The following is a 19,843-nucleotide window of genomic DNA, read 5'->3' as shown; positions in this document are numbered from 1 at the left end:
CGCTGAATAAAAATATACGCGGCATCGACCGCTAAAGGAGCAATTTATTAATGGCGAAATTAAACGGTGTAACAGCGGTATCCGAGCAAATCTCTTACAACGGTGTAAACTACGCGAAATCCTACGAGGATGCGGTTGTTGGCGATATCGTCCGCATGGATAAGGACGGCTTCTCGTTCTTACCGCAAGGGGCATTTTACGAAGTCATTACGGATTCCGACGGCGATGCATCAATTATCGATGAGGACGGCGACCCGATCACTCCGGCTGGAGAATTTACCGTATTCAAGCGCATCGAAACTACGCAAGAACCCGCTGAAGACGTAATCGTTCACGAAGGCGTGAAGTATCGCAAGGTGGCGCGCCAGGCTAACGTAGGTGATCTAGCTATCTTAGTTTCGCGAGTTGGGTCTCCGACTCACTACTTCTTAAACGTACCCGTTGTTGTGAATGTTAAGTACGTAAGCAGTTCAGACGGTGATATTGAAGCTGAAGGAATTTGCGAACGAGGTGACGTTATTACACAAACGGTATCTTCGGTAGATTACCGCGTACTTGAAGCGTTAACGGAATCGGATATCATTACGTATGAAGGTGCGCAGTATCGTAAAGTGGCACGGGCTGCGGTCGAGGGCGATCTGATTGTCGCGATTAAGCCGGATCATAATTGCGATGATTACCAAATCGGATACGTTACGAAATTGTACATTGAGGATGACGTTCTATGGTTTAAAGATTCCGCTAAAGACCGACGTCGTTTCAACGGGCATGGCAATTCGAGCAATTTCGCGGTACTCGAACCGGTTGTTCCCACACCTACGCCTCAACCGAACACACTCCCGTCATCTTACGTCATCCACGACGGCAAAGTGTACGTTAAGGAAACGCGGAAGGCTGACGTTGGGGAGACGATCATTTTAACGCAAGGCTATTTCGAATACAATAACGGCGACGTAACGAAGGTGAGCGGACTATGCGGAAGCGATATGATTTACGGAGAGAAGCGTGGACGAGATACTGTTATGCTCCCGGAACGTTATAACGTACTCGTTCCGACCGATACCGTTACGATCGGTGACACGGAGTATACGTTGGAGAAGCGTAAGGCTGCGGAAGGAGATACGGTTTTAATTGTCAAAGCTGCGGCATCTGGCGGAAGATACGGCAATGGCACGATCGGATATGACGTAAAAGTTGACGCATGGAGCGATCCGGAAATTAACGGTTCGGTTACGATTTCTTCCGAATATCTCGTTCTCGTCCCGAAAGTAGAAGCGCAACCGGCAGCCGAACCTACTTCCACATCGGACATTAAGGCAAACGTTGGTGACCGCATCCGCATTACTGGAGCGTTTGGTACAGAGGGGAAATACGCAGACGGCGACGAATTCGTAGTTAAATCCGTACGCAGAGACGGCCGTGTTTACGTAGCGGAACATGATCGCCCAATCGCGCAGAGTGAATATGAAATCATTACTCAACCGCAGTATACGGAGGTCAAACGTAAAGCCAACGTAGGTGAGCGTATTCGTATTGTTGAAGCGCGATTTACTTCCGGTCGATACTCGAACGGTGATGTGGTTACGGTAAATCGCGTAACAAGTAGTGGCGGTGCGGAGTTTACAACGCAAAAAGGCGAGGATGCCTACGCTTACCTGAGTGAATACGTCGTACTCGAGTCGACCGCAGCTAAATACGAACCGCAGCCTGGCGATAAGGTGCGCGGCAAAAGCTCAGGTAGAATTCTAACGTTAACAGAACGTAAACAAAGTTGCGACGGATATGGGAGAGGTAAGGCATGGAGATACGCTGAGAATGCATCCGATTGGATCGGCGAAAAGCAATTCGACGTTATCGAACGCGCAGCAGACGTCAAGAAACCGGAAGGTACGCGTTTGAAAGTCGGCGAGTATGCGAAGGTTCTCAATAAAGATGGCAGCGCGTGCCTAACCGGTTATGACATCGGTTCGATAGCGGAAGTAATCGAATACCGCGTCGGCCACCTGCGACCGTATCATCTGAAAAGCGTTAAAGGAACGACTGGATTCGCTGAGCAGCGTAATGTTATCCGCGCCACTGAGGCGGAGGTTTCGGAAGCTCAACGTAAAGCAGCTAAAGCGCAATTCTCCGTCGGTGATATCGTTAAACTTACGAGTGGCGGTGGCGATTGGCCGCTATGCGGGTTTAACAACGGTGAAACTTACGTAATCCACGACTTGAATCCGCGACATAGTAAATCAGGCGCCTTTAGAATCCGCGAGATCGGTAAATCAAGCGGAGGTGGCTATGCGACGCCGGAACAACTTGTTAACGTGACAAATCCTGCCGATGCTAAGACGGAGTTCTCCGTCGGCGACTTTGCGCGAGTAGTCGGAAATGAACGCGGTCACGGTGCGAATATCGGTGACATCGTTAAAATCATCCGCGATGATAACTCCGGTCTACCGTTTAAATGCACGCATGCTGACGGAAAAGAGATTTACGGCGGCGAGTGGTTCATGCCAAGTGAGCTCGTTAAACTAACGCCAGCCGAAGCGGAGCAAGAACGCAAGGCAGCGGAAGGAAAAGCGCAACAGGCTGCGCTAGAAGCCAAATGGGCCGCGATCGGACGCAAGGTAGGCGAGTTTAAGGTGGGCGACTTAGTACGTGTTCTAGATACGTTAAGTAGCAGTATGGAAATCGGCGAAATTACAACCGTCGTGAATCCAGACGGGACGAATTCTCCTGAAGTTCGTCATAAAGACGGAGACACACGCTATGCAACGGTCGAACTCATCGCGCCAGTCGAATCGCTATTCAACGCGGCGAAGTAATGCAGACACCGAAGCTGGCGTTAGCAGCATCCGTTAAACCAACGGTCGATGCCGTCAAGCAAGCAGCCGCCAAGAAGGCCGCAGCAGTACCCGAAACGGCCGCCGAAGCGTTCGACCGAATAGGCGCGATGTCATTATCGGATAAAGAACGCGCACAGTTTAACGCAGCAAAACAAGCGCATAGGAACGGGCAAATAGGCAATGTCCGTTCTGATAGCGGTAAATGGACGAAAGGTGACGTTCTATCAGCGGGTTCCCTTCTCTTGCGCCAACAGGCGGAGGGGCTCCGCGAAGAACGTATCCGCGAAGTATTAGCGTCAAAGCCCGCAAATTACCACATTCTAACGGATGACGGCGAGCTCCCCGCGTTCGTTGAACGTTTGCGCGAAGAATGCCGCTGCCAAATGACGGAGTGGCCGGATCGCTTCCGCATCCTAAGCGTTGATACGATGACTGCGGGCGACTTCGAGGGAACCGGCGTTGATACATATATCGACTTATCGATCGGATTCAGCGTTTGGCTGCCGCTTTTAGACGAAGGCTATTATCTACCGTACGGACACGTTAGCGGATTCGACGTTCCATACGCGTTCAAAGACGGCGATCCGCAGTTGACGCGTTCCAAAGTAATCGCGGCAATCTCACCGTATCTGATGCGGCCGAATCACGGTAAAACGTTCCATATGGGTTCATCGCGTTATGATCTCCACGTTGCGTATAAGGACGGCTATGAAATCGGCGGTTGCGTTTGGGATACGTTAGATGCGATGCGCCATCTAAACGAGCATGAGGCGGCATACGGTTTGAAACCATTAGTCGCGAAGTACGGACCGATGTTCGGTATCAATGGCACCGTATACACATTCGAGGATATGTTCGGAAATCGCTCGCCAGCCCCGTTCAATACTGAAATCGTCGGCATTTACGCGATTAAGGACGTTTTATACGGATGGAAACTGTTCGAATGGCAGTATGAGGCGATGGCGAACGCACCTGGCCGCCTACTCGAATGTTACGCGCAGATTGACTCGAAGCTGCCGGAAACCGACGTATTTATGACGCGATGCGGATTTGAAATCGATATTGACGGACTCAAAGCGTTAGAGGACGAGTTTACGCCGCTGCTTGATAAGGCACGTGCCGACGTTGTTAAATCGTACGGAATCAATGACGAGTTTGTCCGGAAGATGGACCGCCACATTAACGCGAAAGCAGTCGCGGAATGGATTGATAAGCAGCGTAGGAAAATCGCCAAGCATACGGAAGCCATCGCCAAACAGCGCGCCATTATTGCGGAATGTGAGGCTGCCGGCAAAACGAAGCTGAAACGTTATACGGAGGCTGTCGAAAAATTAACGCAACTTGAAGCGGAAGTATTAACGGAACCGATCGAAGCTAACGCGCCGCTTACGATAACGGAATTTACGATTACTAACGGTAACCACCTCGCGTATCTCATTTACGACGTACTCGGTATCGAAGACGTAACGGGACGATTTAAGCGCGGTAATACGCGGTCGACGGCGGCCGATGTGCTCGACGTTTATTACGAGGAAGAGCCGGCGCTCGAACCGCTGGCGACCGTGGCGGCATACGAGAAATTGCTGAATACGTACGTTACGAAGATACCGCAGGCGCTCGAAGGTGATGGACGGTTACACAGCGATATGAAGGCGGGCGGTACGGCGACGGGGCGTTATAGCAGCGCAGGGTACAACGGTAGGCCGATCGATATATTATGCGAATTCGAAACGGAGGGATAGCGTATGAAGATTACAGAAACTACACCGAAGGTTGAACGGGTGTTTACGCTAGAAATGTCAGAGATAGAGCTACGTTCTATTGTTATAGCGATGGGAATTACATGCGATGCAGATAGAGCTTTTGATGCAAGACAGAGAGGCGTCCTCATTTTGAATTCAACACCTTTTTACGATCTATACAGTAGCATTGGACGGACGTTAGATGCTCCAAGTAAATGACGCCAATTATCACGCAATCGTACGTAAACTTATCGCCGACGAGCGCAAAGTCCCGAAGGGGACGAACCTCCAGAATATGCCGTCAAAAGGCGCAGGCACTCGCGTCCGTAATTGCTTCGTTCCAAAGCGCGGATTCACGTTCGTCGGCGCGGATCTCGGACAAATCGAACCGCGTGTAATGAGCGCGATCATGTGGGACCGCTACGGCGATAACTCGCTCCGACAGATTTTCCTCGATGGCGTTGACCTCTATACGACAATGGCGATGATGACGTTTAATATCGCGGAGGAATTCTGCGTCGACAAGGCGTACGATCCGACAGGCACGTTCAAACCGCGCTCCATGATGAAGACTGGCGTACTCGCGGTCTCATACGATCAGTCGCCGCGTGCCTTCGCGAAGAAAATGAACGTTACAGACGAAGTGGCCGCGTACTTCTTCGAAAACTTTGACCGTACGTTTCCGTCGTTTAAAACGATGGTCGCCGATATTCGCGGATTCATGGCGCGGTATGGCTACGTTGAGACGCTATACGGACGGAAACGGCGGTTTCTGGATTACGCTTCAGTTGCGGCAGCGGCAGCTAAGAACGAGCAACGTTTGATTCGGTTTTACACCGAGCGTAAGCAGCTCCGCAATAAGGAAGCGCCGACTCAACGTGATATGCAGCGGTTGGTCGCGGTCCAGGACGAAATCGACGTTCTAGCGGAAAAGCGCGGTCTCATCGGCTATTGGGAACGCGCGGCATTTAACGCGGTGATACAAGGGACGGGCGCCGACATTCTGAAGATGATCGGTAACCGGAACGCGCAGGTATGTAAGGAACGTGGTTGGGAATTCAATGCGTCGATCCACGATGAGATTAAGGATTCGATTCCGAACGAGCAGCTTACGGAAGAAACGATCGCGCTAATTAACGATATCATGACGCAAACTGCGACGCTTAGCGTACCGCTCGTGACGGATATCGTAATCGAACCGCGTTGGATGCAGGAATTCAAACCGTCCGAATGGGACTTCGTAAACTGTCGTCCGAAAGCGGAGTTTGCAAATAAATATGTGTCGGAGGATGCGGAGTATGGGCGAAGAGATGCGCAAGTATAGCGATATCGCACGTTTAGGACACAAGTTGACGGCCGGCGTTGTTCGCGAAGGTGATTACGTTACGGTTTACGAAAAGCTTGACGGTGCTAATGCGTCCTTTAAGCGTGAGGGTAACGAAGTAATCGCATTCTCGCGGAATACGCAGCTTTCGCCGGAAAATAATTTACGCGGGTTTTACGAATGGACTCGCGGCATTGATCCGGAACGGCTGATGGAAGACGTAATCTACTACGGCGAGTGGCTCGTACGTCACAAAGTTGATTATGGCGCTAATGCCGGCGGGTTTTACCTTTTCGATATCTACGAGGGATCGATTGAGGATTCATACGCGCCGACCGACTTTGTTATAGCGGAAGCAGCACGCCTCGGACTTATGATCGCGCCAATTCTCTATGCAGGTCCGTACCGATCGTACGAACACCTGGCGTCATTAGTTGGAAGGTCAGCGTTGGCAACTTCCGCAAATAGCGGAGAGGGCATCGTCGTTAAAAACGTAAGTTTTCGCGACCAATACGGCAAACAGTTATTCGTCAAACTCGTATCTGACGGATTCCGAGAGATGCAGCCGCAGAAGGCTCCACGTGATCCGAACGCTCAAAGTGCGGAGTCGGCGTTCGTTAAAACGTTCCTGACGAGAGCCCGCGTAGAGAAATTACTGTATAAACTCGTTGACGAAGGTGTAATTCCGGAAAGCTTCGGACTCGAAGATATGGGCGATATCCTGCGTGAACTTGGAAGCCGCGTCTATGACGATCTTATCAAAGAAGAGGCGGACTCATTACCTCAAGATTACGAAGTAAAGGCGCTGCGTCAGTCAATTGGGAAGACGCTGCCGTACGAAGTTAAGTCGATTATTTTAGAAAAGGAGGCGATTGTATGAAAGTAGTTGAAACGCATGATATCGGATCAGGTTATGACGAGTATAGCGGTAAGGGCTCCGTTGAGATCTCGCTATATGACGCAGAGGGTAAGGGGATTGGCGGCGTAACAATCTGCGCCGGCGAGCCGGAGGATGCCGTGTTTTATCGCGACTTAGACGGCGCGTTATGTATCGAGCCGTTGTTGCGAGCAGCTTACGAAGCCGGCAAACGTGGAGAAACGTACGAATACGAGTTTATCGATGAAAATGCGGAAGAGGAGGCGGGCGAGTATGAACGTTAAACTTACGCAGAAACAACTGATTGAACTTCGGCGCTATGAGGAACTCGAATTGCCGGACGGAAAGCTAACGGTTGTTGAGGAAGGCGAATGGGACGGAGCCGGCGAGAAGTATCAGACGCTAGAATTAATTTTCACGGACGGCGAGCGCTTCTTCCGCGGCACGATTACGCGTTCAGGATCGTACTTCTCCGATTGGAGTTACGATGACTACGGCGGCGCAGATATTACGTAAGTACGTAAGGTAACGAAAACTATCGTTCGCGAAGTATGGGAGGCGGTCTAAATTAGCGTATTCACACGAATCGGCTCCGCAGCAGTAGCGGACAAGAGCCCGCAAGCCATCGCCGACCAAATCGCCGCCGAGTTCCAACAGTTCCTTGACGCGTGGCATTCCGCAGATGAAGTCTACGATAATCCGCTCGATGCGCAAATTCACGAATGGTACACGAATGCTTTGCGCGGCAAGCCGTTATTCCCTCCGCGTGACATGCCGTACTTCTCGCCGTCATCCGCGAACAGTTGTAAACGGGAACTCTACGAAAAGGTACGCGGCTCAAAGAAAGACAAGACGCCAAGGCCACCGCACCAAGGACGCTGGACCCGGATCGGAACGGCGATTGGCGACGTCATCCAACGCGATATCCTGTTCGCTGAGCGCCATTTCGAAAAGGCGACCGGTCAAGCACCGCGATTTACGTTTGAGCGTACGGATGAGGGGCGCCCAATGTTCGAGGATTTCGCGAAGAAATCCCACGTAATCGAGCGCGGCGACAAGAAGTTCGCGTTATACGGCACCTGTGATGGCATTATGCGCTACATATCGGTAGATGGCGAAGTTATCCGCGTCGGGCTCGAAGTGAAATCAAAGCAAACAACGTCGGCTCAGACCTCCGATTATTCTACGCGAAATGGTCCGAAGGAGGACCACGTTAAGCAATGCGTTTGCTACTCGATTATGTACGGGACTGCCGGCAAGCCGATCGATTATTACATTATTCTCTACGTTAACGCGTCGAAAAAATCGTGGGAAATGGACGCAGCGGATTACGCCAAGAATCCGGATACAAAAGCGTTCGGAATCGCGATTAATGACGCGGATCGAGCCGCCGTGCTCGATTACTTTGCGGATGTCTTAGAATCGGTGGCAATAGGCAAGGCACCGAGATTGGACATCGAAAAGTTTACGTTCAATAACTTCAAACGGACCTGCGCGTTATCGTTAACGGATGAGGAATACGCGGAAATCGGCCGCTATGTTAAGCGTCTGGCTTCGTCAAATCTTCCGGACTTTAAGAAGCGTGGTCCGATCGAAGCTTACGAATTGATTTCGCGAATTAGAGCGGAGGTGGTTGCGGTTGGATAACGATAAGTTACGTAAGTTTACGCTATTTGCCGCGATGAGTCTGCTATTGCAGGAGGTTACTTCGGAGTCTGAGGCTCGAGCGTTAGTGGTAGACAGCGAGCTCGGCCGTGTTGAGGAAATTGCAGAGTTACTGAGCGTTGGCGACGATATGCCGCCGGAGTTTATCCCACTAGTTAAGCAAATGTTCCGCGAAACACTCGAGAATCTTTTAGAGAAAGGAGCTAATGCTTAATGAACCCAATACTTTTGCGAAACTGGGAGACAGTAGAAAGCCTTTACGAAGATTTTGAATGCACTCGCTGGGGCACTAATGCTGCACAATTTATCGAGGGAAAAGATGATATCGAGATTATTCTCGGCTATTACTCTTACCAAGACTACTCCGGAGAGGCGTTCGTTCTCTTACGCCGTAAATCTAACGGGATTCTATACGAAGTTAACGGGAGTCACTGCTCTTGCTACGGACTTGAGGGGCAGTGGTCACCGGAAGAGGCGGACGTCGAGGTATTGCGCCACCGGTTGGTAAACGGAAGGCTCGGACGTAGTTACGACGGTTGGAACAAATATGCCGATGAATTGTCCGCGATTCTTGACTCGTTGGGGGTGCCGACGCCGTGATCTACGTTATCGAGTCTATCCGCCAGAAAGACGGAACGCCGCATGAACGTGAGGCACGCCGTATATGCCGACGCGTTGAAATCGTGAATTGCCGCGTTGGCGAATCGATGATTTGCGTTTACATTGACAACGGGGGCGCGGTTTTACATACGTCGATGGTCATTGACGTATTGACTGGCGAAGGCACGCTCGTTGTTTGGACGCAGAATACGGAGTATACGTTTGTTAAGGAGGTGATCGCTTCTGCCGCCGAATAAAACGCCCGCTCTACGTTATCTCGGACTCGACCTCTCGTTGTCACCGGGCGCCGCCGTCATCGAAGTTAGGGATCGCATCCCAACGTTAATCGCCGCCTCATCCGTTGCGACATCGACCGCCGATAACGACGCCGTCCGTTCGGTCACCGTTGAGTCCTTTATCGCGCAAATGGTCTACGCTCACCGTCCGTTCTATGCCGTAGTCCGTGAAGATTTTACTTCCGGCCGTAATAAGCGCGCGACTCAAACGATATTCAATTCGTGGGTGGCCGCCGACCGTGCGCTCCATACGTTTGGCTACGAAGTCCTCGATTTAAAGCCGCCATTATCGCCGACGTCCGTTAAGAAAATCGTAACCGGCAACGGTAAAGCGGAGAAGCCGGAAGTGGCGGCCGCCGTGCGCAATATCCTACGGTTGGGCGACGATTACAAATTCGCGACTGGTTACGATGATAGCGATGCCTGTGCGGTGGCTCTGGCGTATCTGATTTCGAAGGGTCTCATTGACGTATGAGCGCGTATCTTCAGCGTCTCCGTGATTGGTACGTATACAATTTAGCCGGCATAACGGATACGCTCGCCAGGCGGACGGAACAAGTCGAACGCTTGACCGCGCAGAAGGCAGAGTGTGAACGGAAATTAGCGGAAATTGACCAGGAGATTATCCAAATACGAGAGGACGATGCGCAATTAAAACGCAATTAAACGTAATTGATACGGAACTATTAACGGAAGAGTTTCTCGAAAAGTACCCCGATACACCGGATGAATTGAACGCGCTCGGCCAATTCGTATACCTGCGAACATACTCACGGTGGCTTCCGTCAAAAGGGCGCCGTGAAAACTGGAAGGAAACTGTCCGACGCGCAGCGGAATATAACGTTCAGCTTGCAGTTAAGCATTTGACGCACATTGGCTATCCGGTCGATTATGTGTGGCATCGTAGAGAAGCGGAGCTCCTATTCGATAATATGTTTCATTTGCGCCAGTTCCTTAGCGGTCGAACACTGTGGGTTGGCGGCGCTGAGAATGGCGTAGCTGATAAATATCCTCTCGCGAATTTCAACTGCTCATTTATTAATGTTGCGTCATGGGACGATCTCGGCGATCTCTTTTACCTGTTAATGGTCGGAACAGGCGTCGGTTTCAAAAGCACGAAAGCACTCGCTGCGGGCCTCGCGCCAATTCGCACAAATACTACGCTTATCCATTCGGAATACGATCCTGTCCCGAAGGCTGCACGCTACGAATCGACGGTGCTTCGCGATATGGATAACGGATACGCGAAGATTTATATCGGAGACTCGAAGGAAGGCTGGGTCGAAAGCCTGCGTACTTACCTCCGCATCTTAACGGAGCCGCAGTATGAACATATCCATACGGTGAAGATTTCGTATAATAGCGTACGTCCGAAAGGTGAGCGTTTGAATACGTTTGGCGGCACGGCTTCAGGTCCCGAACCTCTACGTGAAATGTTCGAAGGCATTGATCACGTGTTAAAGAACGAGATTGATCCGTCGTTAGCTCCGCTAGAGCACGTTAAGGCATACCGAGAGAAATTGGACGTTACTGTAGAGACGGCATACGCAAAAGTCCGCCCGATCCACATTCTCGACATCGGTAATCTTATCGGAGCAAACGTTGTTGTCGGCGGCGTGCGAAGAACAGCGGAAATCTTCCTGATGGACGCGGACGATTACGAGTGCATCTTCGCTAAGTACGGACTCAACGGTATTTGGGACGCGGATAAGCACGCTAAAGTGGTCGAGAAAACTCGCGCACTCGGACTCGAAAAGGAAGCGCGATTCCTCGAAGGGCTGACGCTGCATGATCCGAATGTACGACCGCTCCATCACCGCAGAATGTCGAACAATTCAATCGCGTTTGAAACGAAGCCTTCACGCGAATTCCTTAACCTCGTATTCGAGATGATGCAAGCGGAGGGTGAGCCTGGCTTCGTTAACCTCGAAGAAGCGCGCAGAAGACGTCCGAACGCGGAGGGACTGAATCCTTGTGCGGAAATATTACTCGATAGTTACGGAGTCTGCAATCTGACGACTGTTAACATGACGTCATTTACGCGTTCAATCGGCAGAGACGGTACAGTGTTCGTTTTTCAAGCGCTAGAAGAAGCACAGAGGCTATCGGCGCGTTGCGGTCTCCGCATGACGCTCGCTGAGTTAGAAATTCCGCACTGGAATGCGGTACAACAACGCGATAGGCTGCTCGGTACGTCACTAACCGGCGTAAAGGACGCGTTTGCAACAAGCGTAGGGAACTCCGATAGTGAGTCGGAAATTCTCGGTTGGCTCGGTAAAATGGCGCGCAATGAGGCGGATGACTATGCGAAACAACTTCGCGTATCCTCGCCGCTACTCGTAACAACCGTTAAGCCTGAAGGCACAATCTCGCAGGTGGCGGGCGGCGTATCGAGCGGTCTCCACTGGTCGCACTCGCCGTACTATATCCGCCGCATCCGCATTAACGCCGCCGATCCGTTGGCTCGCGCTGTGATCGACCTCGGCTGGACGGTAAATCCCGAAGTCGGAACGCCAGGCGAAACGGAAGCCGAACGTATGGCAAACGCGAGGACTTATGTTATCGATTTTCCCGTTAAATCATCCGCGACCGAAACGAAGGACGACGTCAGTGCAGCGCGCCAACTCGATACTTACTTCGCTTTTCAGCGCTATTATACCGAGCACAATTCGTCGAATACGATCACGGTCCGCCCGCATGAATGGAGCGAAGTCGAAGCGATTGTCTACGATAAATGGGACGAGTTCACGGCGGTGTCATTTTTAGCGTTAGACGGCGGTTCTTATGCGTTGGCTCCGTATGAGGCGATCGATCAAGCGACGTATGAGCGCATGGCTGCGGATATGAAGCCGTTCGATCCTGCGCTGCTGACGCGCTATGAAACGACAGGGGAGAGCGATTTAGATGGTGCAGATAGCTGTGAGGGCGGCTTTTGTCCGATACGTTAACCCGCGAAATATCCGATTGCATCCGTTATTATGTCGCGCTAGTAATATTGCGCTGATAACGGATGTGGAATCGTTATGGTTAAGTAAAAAGTTTACGGAAAGATGTGCGAAATAGAAAAACGCGGATATAGTCTCGTATAAGCTGTACGAAAACGCATCGACCGTACATTAACAGACTGTACGGAAATTAAACGGAGGTGGCGCAGGTTGAACGGTTATAAGTGTCAGAAATGCGAATGCGTGCGGTCAGCGTCAGAGTGGGACCGCGCTACAGTTTCTGTTTACGGTGATGACATTTTAACAATTGAAGATGTCTCGGCAGATGGTGCAACGTTCATTTGTCCAGTATGTCACGAAGAGATAGACGGAAAGCATATCGAGCAGGTTTCGAATGATAAGCTCACGCAGATATTCACGATGCAAAAAACACTTGACGGCCGCATCACTTCAGAGCGCGGTATCAAAAAGAGTCTCGACGAGTGGGTAATCGGTATCACTCTCGCGATGGAGTCGGAAATTGACGAAATCAGGCGTGAAGTCAATTGGAAGTGGTGGAAGAATCCGAAGCCGATCGATAGGGACGCGCTACGGGGTGAGGTCATCGACATGTGGCATTTCCTCGTCAGCCTTTCGGATAAGGTCGGACTGAGCGCGGAAGATGTTCATCGAATCTACGTTGAAAAGAACGCAGAGAATCACGCAAGGCAGGACGGAACTAGCGCGAAGGAGGGGTACGCAGTATGAGCGATATCTACGTTATCTTAATCGACGGTCGTCCGTATCTCAAAGAAAACGCGATTCGAACGTATAAAACGAGGGAGCGCGCCAATAAAGAAGCGCTAAAGCTAGTTGACTATACGAAAAAGTATAGTTCGTGGCACGGAAAACACATCACCACTGCGGTTTTTGATTTCATAATTGAAGAGGAGGCCGCCAATTGAACGTTAAGCTAATCGCGCACACTACTCTGGCGGATGTATACGTATTAGAGTTACCGCCGCAAGCTGTTCCCGCAAGTACTAACGAACGTGCGGCCGTCGCCCTAACCGCTATCCGAACGTGCTATTCACCGAACGCACCGGCCGAAATCCTTCCGCTCGAAGGCGCTAAATACTTCGGCCAATCCGCGTCAGACGGCGAAGCTGGCACGGAAGCCGACCGCTTGTTCCGCCACATTACGCGTTCCGGCCATACATCAACGCTCGAGCACATCACGTACACATTCGCCATTGAAGGCGTTTCGCGCTCGCTTCTCGCACAGTTAACGCGTCATCGCCAGTTTTCATTCAGCGTCCAATCGCAGCGCTACGTTAAATTCGGTTCTTCCGATAAATCAGGCGGATTCGATTACGTGATCCCCGAAAGCATCTCTGACGATAAATTCACGGAACGCGGAGATAATCCATACTATCGTAAAACAGCCGCAGGTACGTTTATTGAGGCGATGGAAACGTTGCAGAAAGCCTACGATGCTCTACGTGCTTGCGGAGTTCCTGCCGAAGATGCCCGCTATGTCCTACCGAACGCCGCCGCCTGCAATCTCGTCATGACCGCCAACCTACGCGCCATCCTCGAATTCTACGGAAAGCGTAACGCCAGTACGCACGCTCAGTGGGAAATCGCTGACCTGGCGGAAGCCGTCCGCAGCGAAATCGAAAAAGTGGACGCGTGGGTCGACCCGTACTTCAGCGAACGAAGCGCGTCCGTATAGGACTGTTGGTAGCGTTAATGATTGCGCTAATGACGACGGGGCGCGAACTACCGCCAGAACCAACGCAATCTGACGTAAAGTACGAAGTCACAGCGTATACTAACTCGTTTCAGTCGACGGGCAAGCGTCCAGGTGATCGAGGCTACGGTATCACGGCAAGCGGTAAGAAGACGGAGGAAGGCGTTACGGCTGCGTGTGGTCCGGATTTAGCGTTCGGAACCCGCGTTGAAATACCGGAACTTGGGCGGACTTATACGTGCCAAGATCGTGGCGGCGCAATAAAGGACGGCCACATTGACGTTTATATGACGTCAGAAAAGCGCGCCAAACAGTTCGGAAGGCAGACGTTGAGCGTTAAAATAATCCCGCCGTCGAGCGGAAAAGGAGCGTCTAAATGAGCGGACAAATTACAGTAATTGACGGGGTAAAGTATCGCGAAGTAAGTCGGAAGGCAGACGTTGGGGAGCGGATTAAAGTTACGGGAGATGGCAGCGGCTATTATAAAATCGGGGATCTAGCGGAAGTCATACGCGAAAGCTCGGTGGATGTTTACGCGAATTTACGGAGAAGTGAGACATTTCACGGAGACGGTTACTGGTATGTTAGGCACGAACACTATGTCGTCCTCGAGCCGCTAACCTGCACAGAGCCATCCGCCGATATCCGCGCTCAAATCGACGGCCTCACTCAAACAGTCGCCAGCCTTACGTTGAGAGTTACGGAGCTTGAGCGTAAGCAGTCCGCTAAATTCTCCGTATTAGCGAAGCAACTTGACGACGCTATGCGTGCTCCATTTAAGACGCGCGATGGGATCGTCGAGCAAGCGAAGAAGGACGTTGCGGAGCTGGAGCGAAGTAGCCGCGATGTCAGCGGAAAGACTATCTCCTTCTGGCCCAAAGTTATAGACGGCATAATGGACTGGATTCCGATGCAGCGCGTCGAGTACGTAATTAACCGTGAAAAACGTACAGTGGTAGCGTTGATTAAATATCTACCGAATTTCAATGATGGCGAAATATATGCACGCGGCAAAGCCCGTTGCGCACCGGACGATTGCTTCAACGCCCATATCGGTAAAGCGATCGCGCTGCGCCGTGCGCTTGGCTTAACGGTGCCGGACGAGTACATAAACGTTCCGCAGCCGGAAAGTGTATGTGTTGGGGATATCGTCGATACCTATGATGGTGACCGCGAGTTTCACATGAGGATTACCGTGAGGGGCGTAGAAACCGATTCTGACGGCGAAATCCAGTTGGATCACGCTGGCTGCGACGGAAAGGGTTACACGTATACTTCGTTTGACGTTGAGTACGGCGACCGCATTATCGACGACTCACGTGAGGAGGTGAGCGCATGATCAACGTTTACGTAATAGTCCGTAAATCCTCCAGTGAACTCGCGCATAGCCGTGCGCTGTATACGAGCGTAGGGACCGCCAAGTCCGCACTACGTCAGCAATTCGGTATTTGGTCGCACAACTACGCCGTCGCTCGTATAAGCAGCGAACCGACGGTAGTTGCTACCGCCAATGAGGACGGGACCTGGACGGCGGTGTCCGAATGAACATCGCGCTAACCGGTCGCCTGCGCAGCGGTAAGGACTCGGTCGCAGTGTACTTGGCGGAGAAGTACGGATACCAACGGTTCGCGTTCGGCGATGAGCTCAAACGTTACTATCACGAATTGTTCGGTAACTCCACCACGAAACCACGCGAAGGGTACCAGTGGTTCGGTCAGACGATGAGACAGCGCGATCCTGACGTATGGGTGTACAAGTGTTTCGATCAAATACGGGGTATGCGACAGCAGGCTGCGAAGTACCCCGTCGCAATAACGGACCTCCGCCAACCTAACGAATACGAGCGTTGCCGCGCAGAAGGTTACGTAATCATCCGCGTTAACGCTCCGGAAGGCGAACGTTTTAATCGTGCAGTAGCTTCCGCTGATACGTTTAATTACGTAGACTTACGACATGAAACGGAATCACACGTTGATACGTTCGCGGTCGATTACGAGTTTGAGAATTCGGGTTCATTGGCGGAATTACACGTGAAGATTGACGCAATTTTAACGGGGGTGAGTGGCTATGGGCGGGTATAGCTGGAGCATGCGTGTAGACGCGGTTATTGTTACGGTGTTGGTTGTGGCGGCCCTGTCGTTCGTTGCTGGACTCGTTCTGGGAGCGTGGGTATTTTGACCGAACGACTTTCCGCACTCGAAGCGTACCGCGCAGGCTATGCGGCCGGCTACTTTCGCGGAAGGGTCGCGGAAATGAACGGCGAGGTATACGATGGGCGGACGCCGATGGAACGTGAGGGCAGCGCTGAGAAAACGTACGGCGATCCGTGGGAAGACGCAGAAAAAGACGCGTAACATAAGCAATTACGCGTCCGATTCGTTCTTAATTCGTTCCTCTTCCGTCCGGCGCTGCGTGTCCCTCGCGTTTAAATACGAGCCAACCGTCAACTTTACCGTCAAATACGTACTTTATCGCTTCGAGCGGTAGTTGGTGCTTCGTCATGAACGCTCTAATATTCGCGTAATGGCGGCCTTTGTCAAAGGTTACGGTGTTTGCGTCAGACGGCTTTACAACGTCAGGCTTGCCGAGAGCGATCCGCTTGTTAGCTGCGTCAAATCCGACGAATAGCTTAATCGCGCTGTCCTTACACGATAACATAGCGACGAGGCCCGCCGACATGCGGACGCGACCGAATTTATCCGATGTGAGGAACGCTTCGCCATTGCGGCCGCCTGCGTTTGCCCATACGTCGATTACGATTTTAGGTGATGGCATACGAGTACCTCCGTTAGTGTACGAGTTTTATAACGTTATTATAAGCGTAATTTGACGCAAATTCAACGTGGAAAAGGGAGCGGATTAAATGTCAACGGGATCAATCGATATTGAAGCGAAGTCACGCAAATATACGCAATCATACGCACTCAATACCGCAAAAGGAGTCGCTGCTCTTTTACGGGATCGCCATCGTATTGCTGAGCGCCGTTATCGCGGCGATACGGCAGCCTCCGACATTATCATCGATCTCCATAGCGCGATTGAGAGCGCCGGATTAACTGAGCGCCAAGCGGAATCCATTGCGTGGGTTTATGGACGCGATTTAACGCAGGAGATGACTGCGCAAATAATCGGAGTGACACGCCAAGCGGTAAAACAGTCAGTCGATTCCGCAATTGAGCGAATCTCAGCGATCTTTCAGCGGTGGGATTACGGTGAGGTAACGGTCGAAGTGACCGCAACAGAATCGGAAGATGAAACGATTGTTATCGCGTAACCACACTACGAGGGGGAATACCGAATGAACAAGACAGAATTTACAGCCGCAGTAGACGCGTTAATCGCACGCAACATCGCCGACCGTACCGAGCGTATCGCGGCGATAGATGCACTTACGGAGTGTTGCGGTGATGAAAGGCCGGACTCTTCGCAATTAGAACGTTTAGCCGACCATATCCTGCGCGAGGAGCTGACGGATACGGACTTGTATAAAGTTCAGCGCAATGAGTACCCGTTTCTTAGTGAGCGTCAATTCACTACGCGCCATAATACCGAAGTTGGTATGAAAGTAGCGGAGGACTACGGTACGGATGGCCGTAATTATACCGTGCCGAAGCGCCGCCACCGCAATAACTACGAGAATCAATTCGTAGATTCGCGCGCCAAATCACGCAATAAAGCCCGCGCGGCTCAGTATCGCAAGGATACGGCGGCGGGCGAATTGGTTGCGTACAATCTACGCGATACAGGCGGCGAATTAGCACCGGAATTTACAGCGAGCGCAGGACTAGCGCAAAGGTGGCGCGATTCACTCAGCGCCGTCTACGAGTGTCAGTAGGCCCGTAGGTGTAACGTTGAGAAACCGTATTAACTCGTTTCTGTCAGAGTGAGAATATCCGTAATTCCTACGTTCAGCTTCTCGCAAATGATCGCAAGATTATCGAGGGGCAAACGCTGAGTTTTATTTTCGCACATTTCGTTTATAGACGGATGGCGTATGCCAGTTAGACGGCTTAGTTCGCGTTGAGACATTCCGCGTTCTGCGAGAATCTCAGCGAGTTTTATTCGCACAGTTAACGTACTCATTTGTTATCAACCTCCGCAGATAGTATATCACGATATTTGTTACGTTAAAAGTTACAAAAATCTGTTGACACGTTTTGCGTAACATGATATATTCTAAATGTGGATGTTACGTTAAACGTAACAGAAACGGAGCGGAGGTGATTCGGTGGACAAGTGGATAATGCTAATAACGGCTTTAACAAATCTAACGGTAGCGACGATTAACCTGTACCTAATCGTTAGAAAAGAAAAAGATGCTAACCGCGGCAACGGCGAGCATCCGGAGAACTAAATCAAGCGTAAAAGCGTTGGGGCGCAAGCCCCTCGCTACTACGATTATAATATACGCTCAAATAGATCGCAATATGAACGAGGAGGTTAACGTATGTTAATCGTAATCACGATCGTAATTACAGCCGCAACGCTTGCAGTCACGGGCGCATCAATCGTTATTTTGCGTAAAGGCCGGCGTTAAAAATCTGATTGAACGGGGAGCGTGCGTGAGATGATTTGCTGTAAAAAGGGCTTTCGTTTGGAACACGGAGATACAAGGAAGATGAATGGCGTTCTATTTTACTGGTGCATCTATAAGCAAGCGTGGTTACTTGAAGATACAAAATGAATAGCTAGTGTTCATCGTTTGTTATCTCTAAAATATCCCCAATTGAACAGTTGAAATATACGCAAAGCTTAGTTAGTAAATCGCGTGGGTAGCGTTCCATAGTGTTGTTGTACATGTCCTGAACCGCGCCTAGTCGGTACTCTATATCTCTTGCAACTTTTCTGACGGAAACATTTTTAGTGTCAATCAATGTTTTTAGGTTTGAATTAATACGCATGAACATCTACTCCTTTTCTCAATAATATAACTGATATGTTAAGTGTGTCAAATTATTGTTGACTCGTTAAACGTATCGTGGTAGATTAATGTTATGTGATACGTTAAACGAATCAATTTGAAGGAGCGATTAAACATGTTAAATCCAAATGGGTATACTTTTTCGGATGTGAAAAATCACTATATCGATCGGTTAATTGAAAGTGGCTATGCGGTTACTAAGAAGCAAGCCGAACAGTTACTTATTGACGCTATGTGCCGTAAAGTATCTGTCGCCAATATTTTAGAGACATGTGATTCGGTAATGCAAGAAACGGATGATAGTCTTTCGTAAGATAAGTATTCGTAAATAGAGAAGGAGTGGAGAGCCATAGAGGTTGTGCAGCCGATTAGAAGTGTAGAGAAGTTGGAGAGAATGAAGACGGTACTAAAGGGCTACTCAGATAGAGATTGGTTTCTTCTGGTGATGGGCATTAACGTGGGGCTGCGGATCGGTGACTTGCTCAAGCTGCATGTCCGAGACGTGCGGAATAAATCGCACTTACGCATAATCGAGGGAAAAACCCAGAAAAGAAAGAAATTCCCGATCAACTCTGAGCTTCGTGAAATCATCAACAATTACACCAAAGGCATGCGCGATAGCGATCCATTGTTTAAAAGCTACCGAACTAAACAGAACATCGGCCGGGTACAGGCTTACCGGATATTGAACAAAGCAGCGGCGGAAGTCGGGCTGGTCGAGATCGGAACCCACACGCTAAGGAAGACGTTTGGATACCACTTTTATAAGCGTTATAAGGATGTGGCGCTGTTACAGGAGATTTTCAACCACAGCGCACCGAGCATCACACTTAGATATATAGGAATTAATCAGGACATTATCGATGAGGCCATAGGTGGATTTCACTTATAGGTTATGAACATTCGC

General features: G+C 50.6%; 28 protein-coding genes. 25 read left to right on the top strand and 3 right to left on the bottom strand.

The annotated features are described in order from the left end of the window. The first annotated feature begins 50 nt into the window (after nucleotides 1–50). The 20 genes from LOZ80_RS15170 (at nucleotide 51) to LOZ80_RS15075 (ending at nucleotide 16,096) form a co-directional block, all read left to right on the top strand. A complete protein-coding gene (locus tag LOZ80_RS15170) occupies nucleotides 51–2,813 on the top strand; it encodes a hypothetical protein (protein WP_238172181.1) in 2,763 nt (920 codons plus the stop codon). Continuing rightward, the gene (locus LOZ80_RS15165) at nucleotides 2,813–4,576 is read left to right on the top strand and encodes a DNA polymerase (protein WP_238172180.1); all 1,764 of its coding nucleotides are present in this window, start codon (nucleotides 2,813–2,815) and stop codon (nucleotides 4,574–4,576) included. The genes LOZ80_RS15170 and LOZ80_RS15165 overlap by 1 nt, the downstream gene beginning before the upstream one ends. Before the next feature lie 3 nt (nucleotides 4,577–4,579). Continuing rightward, a complete protein-coding gene (locus LOZ80_RS15160; protein ID WP_238172179.1) occupies nucleotides 4,580–4,795 on the top strand; it encodes a hypothetical protein in 216 nt (71 codons plus the stop codon). Continuing rightward, the gene (locus tag LOZ80_RS15155; protein ID WP_238172178.1) at nucleotides 4,779–5,900 is read left to right on the top strand and encodes a DNA polymerase; all 1,122 of its coding nucleotides are present in this window, start codon (nucleotides 4,779–4,781) and stop codon (nucleotides 5,898–5,900) included. The genes LOZ80_RS15160 and LOZ80_RS15155 overlap by 17 nt, the downstream gene beginning before the upstream one ends. After that, a complete protein-coding gene (locus LOZ80_RS15150; RefSeq protein ID WP_238172177.1) occupies nucleotides 5,875–6,780 on the top strand; it encodes an RNA ligase family protein in 906 nt (301 codons plus the stop codon). The genes LOZ80_RS15155 and LOZ80_RS15150 overlap by 26 nt, the downstream gene beginning before the upstream one ends. Beyond that, the gene (locus tag LOZ80_RS15145) at nucleotides 6,777–7,061 is read left to right on the top strand and encodes a hypothetical protein (RefSeq protein WP_238172176.1); all 285 of its coding nucleotides are present in this window, start codon (nucleotides 6,777–6,779) and stop codon (nucleotides 7,059–7,061) included. The genes LOZ80_RS15150 and LOZ80_RS15145 overlap by 4 nt, the downstream gene beginning before the upstream one ends. Continuing rightward, nucleotides 7,051–7,293, top strand: a complete 243-nt coding sequence (locus tag LOZ80_RS15140; RefSeq protein ID WP_238172175.1) for a hypothetical protein — start codon at nucleotides 7,051–7,053, stop codon at nucleotides 7,291–7,293. The genes LOZ80_RS15145 and LOZ80_RS15140 overlap by 11 nt, the downstream gene beginning before the upstream one ends. Before the next feature lie 222 nt (nucleotides 7,294–7,515). Beyond that, nucleotides 7,516–8,424, top strand: a complete 909-nt coding sequence (locus LOZ80_RS15135) for a hypothetical protein (RefSeq protein ID WP_238172174.1) — start codon at nucleotides 7,516–7,518, stop codon at nucleotides 8,422–8,424. Next, entirely contained in the window at nucleotides 8,417–8,656 is a 240-nt protein-coding gene (locus LOZ80_RS15130; protein WP_238172173.1) for a hypothetical protein, read from the top strand. The genes LOZ80_RS15135 and LOZ80_RS15130 overlap by 8 nt, the downstream gene beginning before the upstream one ends. Then, nucleotides 8,656–9,042, top strand: a complete 387-nt coding sequence (locus LOZ80_RS15125) for a hypothetical protein (protein ID WP_238172172.1) — start codon at nucleotides 8,656–8,658, stop codon at nucleotides 9,040–9,042. Before LOZ80_RS15130 ends, LOZ80_RS15125 begins: the two co-directional genes overlap by 1 nt. After that, a complete protein-coding gene (locus LOZ80_RS15120) occupies nucleotides 9,039–9,299 on the top strand; it encodes a hypothetical protein (RefSeq protein WP_238172171.1) in 261 nt (86 codons plus the stop codon). The genes LOZ80_RS15125 and LOZ80_RS15120 overlap by 4 nt, the downstream gene beginning before the upstream one ends. A 37-nt stretch (nucleotides 9,300–9,336) precedes the next feature. Continuing rightward, the gene (locus tag LOZ80_RS15115) at nucleotides 9,337–9,813 is read left to right on the top strand and encodes a crossover junction endodeoxyribonuclease RuvC (protein WP_238172170.1); all 477 of its coding nucleotides are present in this window, start codon (nucleotides 9,337–9,339) and stop codon (nucleotides 9,811–9,813) included. Then, nucleotides 9,810–10,004, top strand: coding sequence for a hypothetical protein (locus LOZ80_RS15110; RefSeq protein WP_238172169.1), 195 nt, complete (start codon nucleotides 9,810–9,812; stop codon nucleotides 10,002–10,004). Before LOZ80_RS15115 ends, LOZ80_RS15110 begins: the two co-directional genes overlap by 4 nt. Nucleotides 10,005–10,009: 5 nt before the next feature. Continuing rightward, on the top strand, nucleotides 10,010–12,286 hold the full coding sequence (gene nrdJ, locus LOZ80_RS15105) for a ribonucleoside-triphosphate reductase, adenosylcobalamin-dependent (protein WP_238172992.1): 2,277 nt from the start codon (nucleotides 10,010–10,012) through the stop codon (nucleotides 12,284–12,286). Nucleotides 12,287–12,526: 240 nt separating this feature from the next. Then, nucleotides 12,527–13,030, top strand: a complete 504-nt coding sequence (locus LOZ80_RS15100) for a dUTPase (RefSeq protein ID WP_238172168.1) — start codon at nucleotides 12,527–12,529, stop codon at nucleotides 13,028–13,030. Beyond that, on the top strand, nucleotides 13,027–13,227 hold the full coding sequence (locus tag LOZ80_RS15095; RefSeq protein ID WP_238172167.1) for a hypothetical protein: 201 nt from the start codon (nucleotides 13,027–13,029) through the stop codon (nucleotides 13,225–13,227). Before LOZ80_RS15100 ends, LOZ80_RS15095 begins: the two co-directional genes overlap by 4 nt. Then, entirely contained in the window at nucleotides 13,224–13,997 is a 774-nt protein-coding gene (gene thyX / locus LOZ80_RS15090) for an FAD-dependent thymidylate synthase (RefSeq protein ID WP_238172166.1), read from the top strand. The genes LOZ80_RS15095 and thyX overlap by 4 nt, the downstream gene beginning before the upstream one ends. After that, the gene (locus LOZ80_RS15085; RefSeq protein ID WP_238172165.1) at nucleotides 13,955–14,395 is read left to right on the top strand and encodes a 3D domain-containing protein; all 441 of its coding nucleotides are present in this window, start codon (nucleotides 13,955–13,957) and stop codon (nucleotides 14,393–14,395) included. The genes thyX and LOZ80_RS15085 overlap by 43 nt, the downstream gene beginning before the upstream one ends. Then, on the top strand, nucleotides 14,392–15,354 hold the full coding sequence (locus LOZ80_RS15080) for a hypothetical protein (RefSeq protein ID WP_238172164.1): 963 nt from the start codon (nucleotides 14,392–14,394) through the stop codon (nucleotides 15,352–15,354). The genes LOZ80_RS15085 and LOZ80_RS15080 overlap by 4 nt, the downstream gene beginning before the upstream one ends. Before the next feature lie 253 nt (nucleotides 15,355–15,607). After that, nucleotides 15,608–16,096, top strand: coding sequence for a nucleoside/nucleotide kinase family protein (locus LOZ80_RS15075; RefSeq protein ID WP_238172163.1), 489 nt, complete (start codon nucleotides 15,608–15,610; stop codon nucleotides 16,094–16,096). Between the two features lie 301 nt (nucleotides 16,097–16,397). Here LOZ80_RS15075 and LOZ80_RS15070 read toward each other — a convergent pair whose 3' ends face one another. Then, nucleotides 16,398–16,790 (bottom strand): hypothetical protein, encoded by a 393-nt coding sequence (locus tag LOZ80_RS15070; RefSeq protein ID WP_238172162.1) that lies wholly within the window; start codon nucleotides 16,788–16,790, stop codon nucleotides 16,398–16,400. Nucleotides 16,791–16,878: 88 nt separating this feature from the next. On the opposite strand from LOZ80_RS15070, the gene LOZ80_RS15065 reads away from it, so the two are divergent. Further along, entirely contained in the window at nucleotides 16,879–17,289 is a 411-nt protein-coding gene (locus LOZ80_RS15065; RefSeq protein WP_238172161.1) for a sigma factor-like helix-turn-helix DNA-binding protein, read from the top strand. 24 nt (nucleotides 17,290–17,313) lie between these two features. Next, entirely contained in the window at nucleotides 17,314–17,850 is a 537-nt protein-coding gene (locus LOZ80_RS15060; protein WP_238172160.1) for a hypothetical protein, read from the top strand. Nucleotides 17,851–17,879: 29 nt separating this feature from the next. Here the strand turns inward: LOZ80_RS15060 and LOZ80_RS15055 are convergent, their stop codons facing one another. Further along, nucleotides 17,880–18,098: a helix-turn-helix domain-containing protein gene (locus tag LOZ80_RS15055; protein WP_238172159.1), complete on the bottom strand. Its 219-nt coding sequence runs from the start codon at nucleotides 18,096–18,098 to the stop codon at nucleotides 17,880–17,882. Nucleotides 18,099–18,243: 145 nt separating this feature from the next. Between LOZ80_RS15055 and LOZ80_RS39170 the strand changes: the two genes are divergently transcribed. Next, nucleotides 18,244–18,369, top strand: coding sequence for a hypothetical protein (locus LOZ80_RS39170; protein ID WP_283214763.1), 126 nt, complete (start codon nucleotides 18,244–18,246; stop codon nucleotides 18,367–18,369). Between the two features lie 334 nt (nucleotides 18,370–18,703). On the opposite strand, the gene LOZ80_RS15050 is transcribed toward LOZ80_RS39170, so the two are convergent. Continuing rightward, complete coding sequence (locus tag LOZ80_RS15050; RefSeq protein ID WP_238172158.1) at nucleotides 18,704–18,916, bottom strand: helix-turn-helix domain-containing protein; 213 nt, start codon at nucleotides 18,914–18,916, stop codon at nucleotides 18,704–18,706. Between the two features lie 135 nt (nucleotides 18,917–19,051). Here LOZ80_RS15050 and LOZ80_RS15045 point away from each other — a divergent pair, with 135 nt between their 5' ends. Further along, nucleotides 19,052–19,249 carry a hypothetical protein gene (locus LOZ80_RS15045; protein WP_238172157.1) on the top strand — a complete coding sequence of 66 codons (198 nt, stop codon included), beginning with the start codon at nucleotides 19,052–19,054 and terminating at the stop codon, nucleotides 19,247–19,249. 36 nt (nucleotides 19,250–19,285) lie between these two features. Further along, complete coding sequence (locus LOZ80_RS15040) at nucleotides 19,286–19,828, top strand: site-specific integrase (protein ID WP_238172991.1); 543 nt, start codon at nucleotides 19,286–19,288, stop codon at nucleotides 19,826–19,828. Nucleotides 19,829–19,843 lie beyond the last annotated feature (15 nt).

The sequence above is a fragment of the Paenibacillus sp. HWE-109 genome (assembly GCF_022163125.1).
Classification (GTDB): domain Bacteria; phylum Bacillota; class Bacilli; order Paenibacillales; family NBRC-103111; genus Paenibacillus_E.
The sequence above is the reverse complement of the archived record's forward strand: the minus strand, read 5'-3'. Positions and strand labels throughout refer to the sequence as shown.